Raw genomic sequence first — 13,599 nt, forward strand, 5'->3', positions numbered from 1 at the left:
CCTAGATGTCGGCGCGATCAGGCATGGGGCGGGACACGGTGGCGACGGAAGCGGAAGTGGCAACGGGGGGAGCGATCGGGGCGGCGCGCGCGCGGCTGGTGATCGCCGCCTCGTCGGTCGGCACGATCTTCGAATGGTATGATTTCTTCATCTACGGGACGCTGGCGCCGATCATCGGCAGGCTGTTCTTCCCGTCCGGCAACCCCACGCTGGAATTCCTGGCGGCGCTGGCCTCGTTCGGCATCGGCTTCGGGGTGCGGCCGTTCGGCGCGGTGGTGTTTGGCTATCTCGGTGACCGGCTCGGCCGCAAATACACCTTCCTCGCCACCGTCGCGTTGATGGGGCTGGCGACCGCCGGCGTCGGCTTCGTGCCGACCTTCTCGCAGATCGGGGTCACCGCGCCGATCATCCTGGTGGGGCTGCGGGTGTTGCAGGGCCTCGCGCTGGGCGGCGAATATGGCGGTGCGACCACCTATGTCGCCGAACATGCCCCCCGCAACAGGCGCGGCTTCTACACCAGCTTCATCCAGGCGAGCGTGATCGGCGGCTTCCTGCTGAGCCTGATCGTCGTCCTTTCCGCACAGCAGACGATGAAGCCCGCCGAATGGGATCAGTGGGGTTGGCGGGTGCCGTTCCTCTTTTCCCTGGTGCTGCTGGTGGTGTCGCTGTGGATGCGGCTCAAGCTCCACGAGAGCCCGATCTTCATGGCGTTGAAGGCGGCCGATCGCGTCGCCGTCAATCCGGTGAAGGAGGCCTTCTCGACACCCGGCAACCTCAAGCTGATCGTGGTCGCGATGCTCGGCATCGCCGCCGGGCTGACGGTGATCTGGTACACCGCGCAGTTCGGCGCGCTCTATTTCCTCCAGAGTTCGCAGCGGCTGGACGATAATTGGGCGCGGATCCTGATCGGGATCGGGGCGGTGATCTCGCTCGGCTGGTTCATCCTGTTCGGCGCGCTGTCCGATCGGATCGGGCGCAAGCCCTCGATCGTGATGGGCTATGCACTGACCCTGGTGCTGATCTTCCCGCTGTTCCACCTGATGGCGTCGGCTGCCAACCCCGAGTTGGCCACGGCCCAGCGCCGCGCGCCGGTGATCGTGTCCGGGCCGGACTGCCGCTACGATCCGTTCGTGTTCGGCAAGCAGCGCACCGATTGCGCGCGGATCATCGAGCATCTCACCAGCAAGGGCGTGCGCTACAACAAGCTCAACACGCCGGGCACCGCGCTGATCGTCGGCAATCGTGCGGTGGCCGATCGCTCTGCCGAAGGGATCGACAGGGCGCTGACCGATGGCGGCTGGTCGATCGGCAAGGTCAAGCCGACGATCGGCGGCGCGATCCTGATCGTCTTCTCGGTGGCGATGCTCGGCATGCTCTCGGGCATGACCTACGGGCCGGTGGCGGCGCTGCTGGCCGAACTGTTCCCGGCGCGCATCCGCTATTCCTCGATGTCGATCCCCTATCATATCGGCACCGGCTATTTCGGCGGTTTCCTGCCGCTGATCAGCCAATATATCGTGGCCCGCACCGGCAATCCCTTCTCCGGCCTGTGGTATACGTTCGCGGTGGTGGCGATGGCGCTGGTGGTGACGATCTTCTGGGTGCCCGAGACGAAGGGCAACGATCTCGACTAGCGCCGGCTCCCTCGCTATCGGCGGCCGGGTGTTCGAGTCATCCCCTGCCGCCCTGCGCCTGACCATCGATGGCGACGCGATCGCCGCCAACTGGCAGTGGCTGCGCCGACGCGGCGGCGCTGCTGCCTGTGGCGCGGCGGTGAAGGCCAATGGCTATGGCCTCGGCGCGGCGGAGGTGGTCGCGCGGCTGGCGCGCGAGGGCTGCCGCGATTTCTTCGTGTCGAACTGGGCCGAGGCGATGGCGCTGGGCGCGATGCCGGACGGCGCCGCGCTGTCCGTGCTGCATGGCGTGCGCGAGGCGGATATGCCGGCGGCGCTGTCCGGCATCGCGAGGCCGGTGCTGAGTTCCGCCGCGCAGGTGGCGCGCTGGAAGGCGGCGGGCGGCGGCGCCTGCGACGTGATGATCGACACCGGCATGAACCGGCTCGGCCTGCGGCCCGAGGAAGCGGGCGTGCTCGACGGGCTGGCGATCGAGACGCTGTTGAGCCATCTGGCCTGCGCCGACGAACCCGATCACCCGCTGAACGAACGCCAGCTCGTCGCCTTCACGGCAGCCGCCGGCAGGATCCCGGCGAAGCGCTACAGCCTCGCCAACTCGGCCGGCATCGGCCTGGGCGCGCGCTACGCCTTCGATCTGACCCGGCCCGGGCTTGCGCTCTATGGCGGCGTGCCGGTGCCGGACGATGAGGCGCAGCGGCATGGTCTGCGCCCGGTCGCACGGATCGAGGCGGCGGTGGTGCAGGTCCGCGACGTCGCGCCCGGCGAGAGCGTCGGCTATGGCGCCACCTGGGTTGCCGGGCTGGAAAGCCGGGTGGCGATCATCAATATCGGCTATGCCGACGGCTATCTGCGGGCCTTCTCCAACGCCGGTTCATGGCGATCGCGCGATGCCGTCTACCCCGTCATCGGCCGCGTTTCGATGGATCTGGTGGCGGTGCAGGTGGGCCATGACGTGGGCGAGGGCGACTGGCTCGCGCTCGATCCGGACCTGCCGGAAGCATCGCGTGTCTCCGGCCTGTCGCAATATGAGTTGCTGACAGGCCTCGGCCACCGCTATCAGCGCCGCTGGACATGACAGACGGCCTCCTCGCTCCCTTCCTGAACGCCTTCGCCGCGATCGGCCGCCTTGCGCTGGGCCTGTTCGCGACGATCGGGCGCGTCACGGCATTCATCGCCACCACGCTGGTGCGTGCGGCGACCCCGCCTTATTATCCGGCGCGCTTCGCGGCGCAGCTGATGGAGATTGGCTGGTTCTCGCTGCCGGTGGTGGGCCTCACCGCAATCTTCACCGGCTCCGCGCTCGCCCAGCAGATCTACACCGGCGGATCGCGCTTCGATGCCTCCTCCACCGTGCCCGCCATCGTGGTGTTCGGCATGGTGCGCGAGCTCGGGCCGGTGCTGTGCGGGCTGATGGTCGCCGGTCGCGTCGCCTCGGCGATGGCGGCGGAACTGGGCACGATGCGGGTGACGGAGCAACTCGATGCGCTGACGACGCTGCGCACCGATGCCTATCGCTATCTGATCGCACCGCGCCTGTTCGCCTGCGTGATCGCGCTGCCGATCATGGTGCTGATCGCCAACACCATCGGCATCATGGGCGGCTATCTGCTCGCGGTATACAAGCTCGGCTTCAACCCGGCCGCCTATCTGAACAGCACCCGGCAATATCTCCAGTTCGACGATATCCAGATGGCGGTGGTGAAGGCGGCGGTGTTCGGCTTCATCATCGCGATCATGGGCTGCTACAACGGCTTCCGCACGGCGGGCGGCGCGGCGGGCGTCGGCAAGGCGACCACCGACGCGGTGGTCTCGTCCTTCATGCTGATCCTGTTCAGCGATCTCATCATCACGATCGTGGCCTTCGGCTGATGGCGACGACACTCCACACCGGCCCGAAGATCAAGCTCACCGAAGTGGTGAAGCGGTTCGGCGACAAGAGCGTGCTCGACGGCGTGAACCTTTCGGTCGAGCCGGGCGAATCGGTGGCGATCATCGGCGGATCGGGAACCGGCAAATCGGTGACGCTCAAGTGCATCCTCGGCCTGCTCACCCCGGACAGCGGATCGGTGCAGGTCGACGGCCAGGAGATCGTCGGCGCCCGTACCCATGAGATGGAGAAGATCCGCAGCAAGTTCGGCATGCTCTTCCAGGGCGGCGCGCTGTTCGATTCGATGCCGATCTGGCGGAACGTCACCTTCGGGCTGACCCGCGGCAAGATGCGCCGCGCCGCCGACATGCGGAAGATCGCCGAGGAGAATCTCGAGCGCGTCGGCCTCGGTCGCGACATCCTCAACCTGCGCCCCAACGAACTGTCCGGCGGCATGCAGAAGCGCGTGGCGCTGGCCCGCGCGATCGCGCCCCGGCCAGAGATCATCTTCTTCGACGAGCCGACCACCGGCCTCGATCCGATTCGCGCCGACATGATCAACGACCTGATCACGTCGCTGGTGGTCGATCTCGGCGTCACCGCGCTCACCATCACCCACGACATGGCGTCGGCGCGCAAGATCGCGAACCGGGTGGCCATGCTCTACAATGGCCGGATCATCTGGCACGGCCCGCGTGATCGGCTCTACGATAGCGGCAACCCCTATGTGGATCAGTTCGTTCAGGGCAGGGCGGACGGTCCGATCCGCTGACATTGCGCTGAACAGCCCCAAGGAGGATTCATGCTCGGCAGAACCGTTCCCGACGTTACCCTCAAGACCCGCGTGCGGGACGATAGCATCGGCGGCGACAATCCCTTTCGCTGGCAGGATGTGTCGACCGGCGATCTGTTCCGGGGCAAGCGTTCGGTGGTGTTCAGCCTGCCCGGCGCCTTCACGCCGACCTGCTCCAACGAGCAATGCCCGGCTTTCGAGCGCATGTATGACGACATGAGGGCGGCAGGCGTGGACGAGGTCTATTGCCTGTCGGTCAACGATGCCTTCGTCATGTACCAGTGGGGCCTCAAGCTCGGCGTCGAGAAGGTGAAGCTGCTGCCGGATGGCTCGGCCGATTTTACCCGGCGCATGGGGATGCTGATCCGCAAGGACCATGTCGGCTTCGGCGCGCGCAGCTGGCGCTATTCGATGGTCGTGGACGACGACGATATCGTCGCGTGGAACGAGGAGCCGGGCATCAACGACGCCGGGCTCGATGACGATCCCTATGGCGAAACCAAGCCCGAGAAGATCATGGCCTGGCTGGCGGCGAACCCCAAAAAATAGGCGGGCCGGGGCCTATCCCGTGATGGCATATGCCCCGTTAACCTTATCCTCAATCTATCGGGCGATAAGGTCGGAGGATGGTCGCGTTTCGGCGTAACCGACCTTCGCGCGACGAGGTGGCGAATCCGATGCTCAAGCTCATGGCCGCGGTCTGCATCATCGGGGGTGGCGCCGCCGCCTTCTATGCCGCCAGCCTGCCGACCGGTTCGGTCAGCCGGCTGCACGCGCCGGCCTGGATGTACCGGCATTATTGACGAGCCGTTGCGGACGATGGCGTCCGTCATGTCCGCTTGCCGATAGCATTAGATATAATATACGATAGCCGTCCTCACAGTGGGGGGTCTGTCATGTATCGTTTCTGGGTCGCCTTATGGGCTTGCGTCGTCGGATCGATGGCACTGGCGGCGCCTGCCGCCGCCCGATCGGCGTTCCGTCTTCCGATCCAGATCATGTTCGATCATCCCGCCGCCAATCCCGGCGTCCGGATGCTGGAGGTCCGACCGTCAGCGGACGGCACGCTATCGGGTCTGCTGACGTCGGACTGGTACGGCCCGATGCCGATGACGAACATCGTGGCCAAGAGCCATGTGCTGCGTTTCGACGTCCGCAATCTCAACACGCGCGGTGTGCCGACCCGCCAGTGGACGGCGACGTTCGGCGTGCAGGGCGTCGTGCTCGATGGCGGCATCTGGGCGTCGGATGTCCATCAGGTCGGCCACCGTGCGACACCGGCGCAATATCGGTCGCTGACCTTCCATGAGGCGCCGTTGCCGCCCTTCGCGGCGCTGCCGGCCGACGGCCTGGCCCAGACCCCACCGATGGGCTGGAGCAGCTGGAACAAGTTCGCCGAGCATATCGACGACAAGACCGTGCGGGCGATGGCGGATTCCATGGTGTCGAGCGGCCTGCGCGATGCCGGCTATGTCTATGTGAACATCGACGATGGCTGGCAGGGCACGCGCGGCCCGGATGGTCAGATTCGGCCGAACGCCAAATTCCCCGACATGAAGGCGCTCGCCGATTATGTGCATTCGCGCGGGCTGAAGCTCGGCATCTATTCGTCGCCCGGGCTGCGCACCTGTGCGGGCTTCGAGGGCAGCTACGGCCATGTCGCCCAGGATGCGCGGACCTTTGCCGCTTGGGGCATCGACTATCTGAAATATGATCTCTGCTCGGGCGAATGGTTCTACGCCGACAAGGACAGCGTGCAGCGCACCTATGCGGAGATGGGCGCGGCGCTCCGCGCGACGGGGCGGCCGATCGTCTATTCGCTGTGCGAATATGGCCGCTTCGACGTCGGGAGTTGGGGGCGTTCGGTCGGCGGCCATCTCTGGAGGACGACCGGCGACATCACCGATCAGTATGGCGACATGGCCAAGATCGGTTTCGAGCATAATGGCAATCCCGGCGATGCCGGGCCGGGCGGCTGGAACGACCCCGACATGCTCGAGATCGGCAATGGCGGCATGAGCGACGACGAATATCGCTCGCACATGGCGTTGTGGGCGATGTCGGCAGCGCCTTTGCTGATGGGGCATGATCTGCGGCTGACCAGCGCAGGCGCCAAGGCGCTGCTCGAAAATCGCGCGGTGATCGCGATCGATCAGGATGCCAAGGGCGTGCAGGGCGTCGCGGTTCGCAAGCAGGGGGCATTGGAAATCTGGCGGAAGGCGCTGGCCGACGGCGACGTCGCCATCGCCATTTTCAACCGCGGCAATGCGCCCTCCAGCATCGGTCTCGATGCGCAGGATATCGGGGCCGGCAACGTCCGTTCGGTGCGGGATCTGTGGACCGGCAGCGTCGGAACGTCGTTGGCGCACGCCTATGCCATCCCGGCGCATGGCGTCGTCATGCTGCGGATCGCCACGCTATCCTGAGCCGATGATCCCGCCGGAGCGTCGCTCTGCTTCGCGCGATGGCGGGATCGCGCCGAAAGGCCTTCGCCCGCCCGGCAAAGCGGCATAGGCTCGCACGATCATTCGTCGACCTGAGGGATCGCGCCGGTGATTGCGAAGATGACAAGGGGCCTCGGCCGGATCGCCGGCAGGATATCCTCCGATCTGAGGAAATTATATTTCAGGACGGCCTATGGCGTGCGGTTCGGTCGTGGCGTCGTCCTCGGGCGGGGCGTATCGATACGCGCCTTCGACGGCGGTTCGATCGTGATCGGCGCCGACACGCACGTCCTCGCGCACGCCATCGTCGAGGCGAAGCAGGCCGCGATCGTCATCGGGCCGCGTTCGCTCGTCAATGTCGGGGCATTTATCGGCGCCTCGTTCGGCATCGCCATCGGCGCGGATGCCCTCATTGCCGAATATGTCACGATCAGGGATGCCGATCATGGAGCCGGCGATCCGACCAGGCCCTTCCATCAGCAGGCCATGCAGGGCGCGCACATCACCATCGGAGACAGCGTCTGGCTGGGCGCGAAGGTCACTGTGACCAAGGGCGTGGTGATCGGCTCCCGCGCGATCGTGGGCGCGAATGCGGTAGTGACCCGGTCGCTGGAGGGCGACGGCCGCTATGTCGGCGCGCCCGCGCGACCGATTCGCGGCGGAACGCGCTGATCCGCCGCATGGGCGTGTTCACGGTGATTTTTTGAATTGGTCGGGGAGACAGGATTCGAACCTGCGACCCTCTGGTCCCAAACCAGATGCGCTACCAGCCTGCGCCACTCCCCGACTTGTGGGTCGCCTTATCGGGCCGCCTCGACGATGGCAACATAACAAAGCGCGGTAACAAAACGGGCGCCTCCGATAAGGGAGACGCCCGTCGTTTCCGCAACCAGCCCGTCCGCGCGGAAGGCGCGGCGGCCGGCGTGCGGCTTACTTCTTGGCTGCGTTGTCGATCGCGGCGGCCTTGTTGTCGGCCAGCGACGACACGTTGTCGGCCGAGTTGTGCGCAGCGTCGGCAGCGTTGTCGAGCGTGCTGGCAGCGGCTGCGTTCGACGAGTTGTCGGCAGCGGCGGACAGCATGTCGCCCTGGTTGTCGAGAGCGGCAGCGGCGTTATCGCCTGCGTTCTCAACGGCTTCGGCTTGGTTGGTCTTGTTGCAGGCGGCCAGGCTCATCAGGCCGGCGGCGGCAATCACGAAGGCGATCTTTTTCATTCGGGCAGCTCCCTAGAACATTCTAGACACTTGTTTTTCGGGCGCGGCAGCTGCCGTCCCCGGCGCAACGGAATAGCGCTACAAGGTCGGCGGTCAACGGCAAAGTGGGCGCTTTCGTTCCGCTCGCCGCATATCTTCGCGCTCGCACAAGATGTCCCGCAACCTTGGTCGGCATAATGTGTTATACCGGGATAAAGTCAAATATGTGCAAGGCCGAACTCACCGAATTCACCGGGTTTTGCCTGCACCCCGGAGGGATTAGGCGATGGACGCACGCACTGGGTCGACACTTCGCAAGATAGCCTTGATCGGCAATAGTCCGCCCCGCCTGTGTGGCATCGCAACATTCACCAACGACGTCCGTAACGGACTGATCGATACTTTTCCCGATCTCGCCATCGACATGTACGCGATGAACGATCGCGGGGCGCATTATGTCTATCCCGGCGAAGTCGTATGTTCGATCGATCAGGACGATCTCGGCCACTACACGCGCGCCGCCCACCGCATCAATGCCAGCGGCGCCGACGTGGTCTGCGTCCAGCATGAATATGGCATTTTCGGCGGGCCGGCCGGCGCCTATCTGCTCAAGCTGCTCGATCGGGTGACGGCACCGGTGGTGGTGACGCTGCACACCGTGCTCGAGCAGCCGAATCCCGAACAGCGCGCGGTGATCGAGGCGCTGGTGCGCCGCGCCTCCAAATTGATCGTGATGGCCGAGAAGGGGCGGCATATCCTCCAGGAGGTGCATGGCGTCGCCGCCGATCGCATCGCCGTGGTGCCGCACGGCGCGCCCGATCGCGCGATGGGCGGGGGCGAGGATTTCAAGCGCCGCTTCGGTTTCGAAGGCCATCGCGTGTTGCTGACCTTCGGCCTGCTGTCCCCCAACAAGGGCATCGAGACGATCATCCGCGCGATGCCGGCGATCGTCGCCAGGCACCCGGACGCGCTTTATGTCGTGCTCGGGGCGACCCATCCGCATCTCGTGGCGCATGAGGGCGAAGCCTATCGCGAGGGTCTGATGGCGCTGGCGGAGACGCTCGGCGTGCGCCAGCATGTCCGCTTCATCGATGGCTTTGTGGAGCAGGCGACGCTGCTCGATCACATCGCCGCCGCAGATATCTATGTCACCCCCTATCTGAACGAGGCGCAGATCACCTCGGGAACGCTGAGCTATGCGGTGGCGATGGGCAAGGCGGTGGTGTCGACGCCCTATTGGCATGCGGCAGAGCTGCTCGCCGGAGGAGTGGGTATGCTGGTGCCGTTCGGCGACAGCGGCGCCTTTGCGGCGCGCATCACCGAATTGCTCGATCGACCGGACGTGCTGGACGAGATGAGCCGCCGGGCGTGGTCGGTGGGCCGGACGATGATCTGGCCGGCACTCGCCCGTTCCTATGTCGCGATTTTCGAGGAGGCGATCCGGACGCAGCCGGCCCGCTTGTTTCCCGGAATGGGGCGCAACACCGATCCCGTCCCGCCACGGCTCGCCGCCGTCGAGCGGCTGAGCGACGATGTCGGCATCATCCAGCATTCGATCTTCTCGGTGCCCGATCGCCATCATGGCTATTGCGTGGACGATAATTGCCGCGCGCTGATGCTGATGCACCGCATCGACGGGCCGGACAGCGTGCGCGCCGACGAACTCGCCGCGATCTACGCCGCGTTCGTTCAGCACGCATGGAATGGCGATCGCGGGCGGTTCCGCAACTTCATGGGCTTCGATCGGAGCTGGCTGGAGGAAGAGGGATCCGAAGACAGCTTCGGCCGGACCTTGTGGTCGCTGGGCGACACCGCGGCGCGGGCGCGCAGCCACGAGCTGCGGCGCTGGGCCTCGCATCTCTTCGACCAGGTCGCGCCGCACGTCCGTGCGCTGGGCAGCCCGCGGACATGGGCATTCGCGATGATTGCCGCCGATGCCATGCTGGATGCCCATCCGGGGCATGAATTGTCGCTGGCGCTGCTGCGCGATCTCGGTGGTCGGTTGCAGGATCGGCTGGCCAGCGCGCGCCGGCCGGGCTGGGAATGGTTCGAGGCGGTGCTCGCCTATGACAATGCCCGTCTGCCCGAGGCGTTGTTGCGCGCCGCGCGCCGGCTGGACGATCCGGCGATGCGCTCGGAAGGATTGGCGGCGCTCGACTGGCTCGATGGCATACAGAGCAACCCCGAAGGCGAGTTCCGTGCCGTCGGGACGGATAGCTTCGGCCATGAATATGCCCCGCCGCTGCCATTCGATCAGCAGCCGGTCGAGGCTTGGGCGATGATCGACGCGGCGATGGTCGCGCATCGCGTGACGGGTGAGCAGCGCTGGGCGGAGGCCGCGCGCAAGGCCTATGCCTGGTATCTCGGTGCCAACGATCTGGGGCTCCCGCTGGGCTCCTCGATCGACGGCGGCTGCTTCGACGGGCTGATGAGCGATCGGGTGAATCTCAACCAAGGCGCAGAATCCGTGCTCGCTTTCCAATTTGCCTGTTGCGCCTTGCGCGAAATGACGGAAAAGGCCGATCGGAACGGCTCTATTTCGAAGGCCGGCGCCGTCGCCTCCTGACGTGGGAGGCGGCCTCGTCGGGGTGGGAGGCAGCTTGCTCGATCTCGTGATGCACTGGCCGCTCAGGCTCCAGGCGGACGCCTCTCGCGTCGTCGTGCGCCCGTTTCATCTTCCGATCGATTCCAAGGACGGCCGGAAAAGCCGGCCGCGCCGGATCGCGGAGGGCGTGCTGGCGATGGACGAGGACGCGGCCAAGCGCGAGCTTGCCGCCGTCCTCAAGGATTTCGAGGCCCGCCACTGGCAGACCCGCGCCGTATTCATGACGCGCTACGCCCAGATGGCCGATGCGCTGAAGCTGGACGACGCCGATATATCCGAGGTGAAGAAGCAGCTGATCGGCGCCTTCTTCTGCAACGAATATAGCTATGCCGCCGCCGCGATCATGAACCCCTCGATCGTGCGCCACCCGGATCAGTCCGGCCTGTCCGAAGGTTCGGCGCGGATCGTGATGTCGCTGCGCACGGTGGGCGAGGGGCATATCAGCTCGATCGCCTTCCGCGAGGGCATATTGTCGCCGGGCACGCGATTCGAGCTGGCGCCCGAGCCCCCCTTCGCCACGGCCGCCGATTCGGCGCGCGAATTGGAGAACGGATCGATCGAGGTCCATCGCCACCGCGATTCGACGCTGAGCGGCACGGTGATCTTCCCGATCACCTCGGCCCAGTCGAAGGGGCTGGAGGATCTCCGCCTGGTCGAGTTCGTTCATGACGACGGCGCCATCGAATGGCTCGGCACCTACACCGCCTATAATGGCGAGAGCATCCGTTCCGAGATGATCCGCACCAAGGATTTCCGGACGTTCGAGCTGGCGCCGATGAGCGGGCCTGCCGCGCGCAACAAGGGCATGGCGCTGTTTCCGCGCAAGATCGGCGGCGCCTATACGATGGTCGGCCGGCAGGATGGCGAGAATCTGTACCTGATCCGCAGCAACAGCCTGACCCGCTGGGGCGAGGGCGAATTGCTGATGACCCCGCATTATCCGTGGGAAATGGTCCAGATCGGCAATTGCGGCTCGCCGATCGAGGTCGATGAGGGCTGGCTGCTGCTCACCCACGGCGTCGGCGCGATGCGCAAATATTCGGTCGGTGCGGTGCTGCTCGACAAGGACGATCCGTCGAAGGTGCTGAAGCGCACCCCGGTGCCGCTGATCTCGGCGGCCGATGAGGATCGCGAAGGCTATGTCCCGAACGTCGTCTATACCTGCGGCGCGATGCGGCACGGCGACCTGCTGTTCCTGCCTTATGGCGTGGCGGACAGCGCGGTCGGCTTCGCCTTCGTGCCGATCCGGGAACTGATCGACGCGATGGTGTGAGCCTGCGGCACGGCACCCGCCGTTGCTTTTCGGCCATTCGGCGCTAGATAAGCCGGTAAATCCGAACATCTCGACCCCCCTCAGACGAGCGAGCATCCGCATGGCCGGCCAGTACGCCTATGTCATGAAAAGCATGACAAAAACCTTCCCCGGCGCCCCCAAGCCGGTGCTGAGCAACATCAACCTGCAATTCTATCACGGCGCCAAGATCGGCATCGTCGGTCCCAACGGCGCCGGCAAATCGACGCTGATCAAGATCATGGCCGGCATCGACACCGAATATTCGGGCGAGGCGTGGCCGGGCGAGAATGTCACCGTCGGCTATCTCGCGCAGGAGCCGCAGCTCGATCCGTCGAAGACCGTGCTGGAGAACGTCAAGGACGGCGCGCGTGACGTCGCCGACATGCTCGACCGCTTCAATGCGATCTCGGCCGAGATGGGCGACCCCACCGACGACACCGATTTCGACAAGCTGATGGAGGAGATGGGCGTCCTTCAGGAAAAGATCGACGCGGTCGATGGCTGGACGCTCGACAACCAGCTCGAGATCGCGATGGAAGCGCTGCGCTGCCCGCCGGGCGACTGGCCGGTCGAGAGCCTGTCGGGCGGTGAGAAGCGCCGTATCGCGCTCACCCGCCTGCTGATCCAGAAGCCGTCGATCCTGCTGCTCGACGAGCCCACCAACCATCTCGATGCCGAGAGCGTCCAGTGGCTGGAAAACCACCTCAAGGAATATGCCGGCGCGGTGCTGATGATCACCCATGACCGCTATTTCCTCGACAATGTGGTCGAATGGGTGCTCGAGCTCGATCGCGGCAAATATTTCCCTTACGAGGGCAATTACTCGACCTATCTCGAGAAGAAGGCCAAGCGGCTCGAGCAGGAGGATCGCGAGGAGAGCGGTCGCCAGACTGCGATCCGCAACGAGCTCGAATGGATCCGGCAGGGGGCCAAGGCGCGCCAGACCAAGTCCAAGGCGCGTATCGCCAAGTTCGACCAGCTCGTCGAAGCCCAGAAGGATCGCGCACCCGGCAAGGCCCAGATCGTCATCCAGGTGCCCGAACGCCTCGGCGGCAAGGTGATCAATGTCGAAGGCATCTCGAAGAGCTTCGGCGACAAGAAGCTGTTCGAGAATCTGTCCTTCATGCTGCCCGCGGGCGGCATCGTCGGCGTGATCGGGCCGAATGGCGCCGGCAAGTCGACGCTGTTCAAGCTCATCACCGGCCAGGAGACGCCGGATAGCGGCACGATCGAAATAGGATCGACCGTCCATCTCGGCTATGTCGACCAGAGCCGCGATCATCTCGAGCCCAAGCACAATGTCTGGGAAGAGATTTCGGACGGGCTCGATTATGTGAAGGTCAACGGCCACGACATGTCGACCCGCGCCTATGTCGGCGCCTTCAACTTCAAGGGCCAGGATCAGCAGAAGAATGTCGGCAAGCTCTCGGGCGGTGAACGCAATCGCGTTCACATGGCCAAGATGCTGAAGCGCGGCGGCAACGTCCTGCTGCTCGACGAGCCGACCAACGACCTCGATGTCGAAACGCTGGGTGCGCTCGAAGAGGCGATCGAGAATTTCGCGGGCTGCGCGGTGGTGATCAGCCATGACCGCTTCTTCCTCGATCGTCTCGCCACCCACATCCTCGCCTTCGAGGGCGAGGGCCATGTCGAATGGTTCGAGGGCAATTTCGAGAGCTACGAGGAAGACAAGCGCCGCCGCCTCGGCGATGCGGCCGATCGCCCGGCGTCGGGCGCCTACAAGCGGCTCACCCGCTGATCGATCGCTGAT

General features: G+C 65.3%; 12 protein-coding genes and 1 tRNA gene. 11 read left to right on the forward strand and 2 right to left on the reverse strand.

Annotation, left to right across the window (positions count from 1 at the left end; genetic code table 11):
• The first annotated feature begins 23 nt into the window (after positions 1-23).
• From PBT88_RS09015 to PBT88_RS09050, 8 genes are all read left to right on the forward strand, one after another.
• Positions 24-1,634: an MFS transporter gene (locus PBT88_RS09015; RefSeq protein WP_270078852.1), complete on the forward strand. Its 1,611-nt coding sequence runs from the start codon at positions 24-26 to the stop codon at positions 1,632-1,634.
• 28 nt (positions 1,635-1,662) lie between these two features.
• The gene (gene alr / locus PBT88_RS09020) at positions 1,663-2,709 is read left to right on the forward strand and encodes an alanine racemase (protein ID WP_270078853.1); all 1,047 of its coding nucleotides are present in this window, start codon (positions 1,663-1,665) and stop codon (positions 2,707-2,709) included.
• Positions 2,706-3,503, forward strand: a complete 798-nt coding sequence (locus PBT88_RS09025) for an MlaE family ABC transporter permease (RefSeq protein WP_270078854.1) — start codon at positions 2,706-2,708, stop codon at positions 3,501-3,503. Before alr ends, PBT88_RS09025 begins: the two co-directional genes overlap by 4 nt.
• The gene (locus PBT88_RS09030; protein WP_270078855.1) at positions 3,503-4,273 is read left to right on the forward strand and encodes an ABC transporter ATP-binding protein; all 771 of its coding nucleotides are present in this window, start codon (positions 3,503-3,505) and stop codon (positions 4,271-4,273) included. The genes PBT88_RS09025 and PBT88_RS09030 overlap by 1 nt, the downstream gene beginning before the upstream one ends.
• Before the next feature lie 30 nt (positions 4,274-4,303).
• Positions 4,304-4,843, forward strand: a complete 540-nt coding sequence (locus PBT88_RS09035) for a peroxiredoxin (RefSeq protein WP_270078856.1) — start codon at positions 4,304-4,306, stop codon at positions 4,841-4,843.
• Between the two features lie 128 nt (positions 4,844-4,971).
• On the forward strand, positions 4,972-5,097 hold the full coding sequence (locus tag PBT88_RS09040; protein WP_270078857.1) for a hypothetical protein: 126 nt from the start codon (positions 4,972-4,974) through the stop codon (positions 5,095-5,097).
• 93 nt (positions 5,098-5,190) lie between these two features.
• Complete coding sequence (locus PBT88_RS09045; RefSeq protein ID WP_270078858.1) at positions 5,191-6,720, forward strand: glycoside hydrolase family 27 protein; 1,530 nt, start codon at positions 5,191-5,193, stop codon at positions 6,718-6,720.
• A gap of 285 nt (positions 6,721-7,005) precedes the next feature.
• Positions 7,006-7,410, forward strand: coding sequence for an acyltransferase (locus PBT88_RS09050; protein ID WP_270078859.1), 405 nt, complete (start codon positions 7,006-7,008; stop codon positions 7,408-7,410).
• 37 nt (positions 7,411-7,447) lie between these two features.
• Here PBT88_RS09050 and PBT88_RS09055 read toward each other — a convergent pair.
• Positions 7,448-7,524, reverse strand: a tRNA-Pro gene (locus tag PBT88_RS09055).
• A 144-nt stretch (positions 7,525-7,668) separates the two neighbouring features.
• Positions 7,669-7,950 (reverse strand): hypothetical protein, encoded by a 282-nt coding sequence (locus tag PBT88_RS09060; RefSeq protein WP_270078860.1) that lies wholly within the window; start codon positions 7,948-7,950, stop codon positions 7,669-7,671.
• Positions 7,951-8,215: 265 nt separating this feature from the next.
• Here PBT88_RS09060 and PBT88_RS09065 point away from each other — a divergent pair, with 265 nt between their 5' ends.
• The 3 genes from PBT88_RS09065 (at position 8,216) to ettA (ending at position 13,587) form a co-directional block, all read left to right on the forward strand.
• Entirely contained in the window at positions 8,216-10,495 is a 2,280-nt protein-coding gene (locus tag PBT88_RS09065; protein WP_270078861.1) for a glycosyltransferase family 4 protein, read from the forward strand.
• Between the two features lie 34 nt (positions 10,496-10,529).
• The gene (locus PBT88_RS09070; RefSeq protein WP_270078862.1) at positions 10,530-11,807 is read left to right on the forward strand and encodes a glycoside hydrolase family 130 protein; all 1,278 of its coding nucleotides are present in this window, start codon (positions 10,530-10,532) and stop codon (positions 11,805-11,807) included.
• A gap of 100 nt (positions 11,808-11,907) precedes the next feature.
• Positions 11,908-13,587, forward strand: coding sequence for an energy-dependent translational throttle protein EttA (gene ettA / locus PBT88_RS09075; RefSeq protein ID WP_270078863.1), 1,680 nt, complete (start codon positions 11,908-11,910; stop codon positions 13,585-13,587).
• Positions 13,588-13,599 lie beyond the last annotated feature (12 nt).

This window comes from Sphingomonas abietis (assembly GCF_027625475.1).
GTDB classification, from domain to species: Bacteria; Pseudomonadota; Alphaproteobacteria; order Sphingomonadales; family Sphingomonadaceae; genus Solisphingomonas; species Solisphingomonas abietis.

Bases quoted from the DNA above. Each gene is read 5' to 3' on its own strand.
- PBT88_RS09040 (WP_270078857.1), top strand. From the start codon at position 4,972: ATGCTCAAGCTCATGGCCGCGGTCTGCATCATCGGGGGTGGCGCCGCC.
- PBT88_RS09030 (WP_270078855.1), top strand. From the start codon at position 3,503: ATGGCGACGACACTCCACACCGGCCCGAAGATCAAGCTCACCGAAGTG.
- PBT88_RS09015 (WP_270078852.1), top strand. From the start codon at position 24: ATGGGGCGGGACACGGTGGCGACGGAAGCGGAAGTGGCAACGGGGGGA.
- PBT88_RS09065 (WP_270078861.1), top strand. From the start codon at position 8,216: ATGGACGCACGCACTGGGTCGACACTTCGCAAGATAGCCTTGATCGGC.
- PBT88_RS09035 (WP_270078856.1), top strand. From the start codon at position 4,304: ATGCTCGGCAGAACCGTTCCCGACGTTACCCTCAAGACCCGCGTGCGG.
- PBT88_RS09025 (WP_270078854.1), top strand. From the start codon at position 2,706: ATGACAGACGGCCTCCTCGCTCCCTTCCTGAACGCCTTCGCCGCGATC.
- ettA (WP_270078863.1), top strand. From the start codon at position 11,908: ATGGCCGGCCAGTACGCCTATGTCATGAAAAGCATGACAAAAACCTTC.
- PBT88_RS09060 (WP_270078860.1), bottom strand. From the start codon at position 7,950: ATGAAAAAGATCGCCTTCGTGATTGCCGCCGCCGGCCTGATGAGCCTG.
- PBT88_RS09045 (WP_270078858.1), top strand. From the start codon at position 5,191: ATGTATCGTTTCTGGGTCGCCTTATGGGCTTGCGTCGTCGGATCGATG.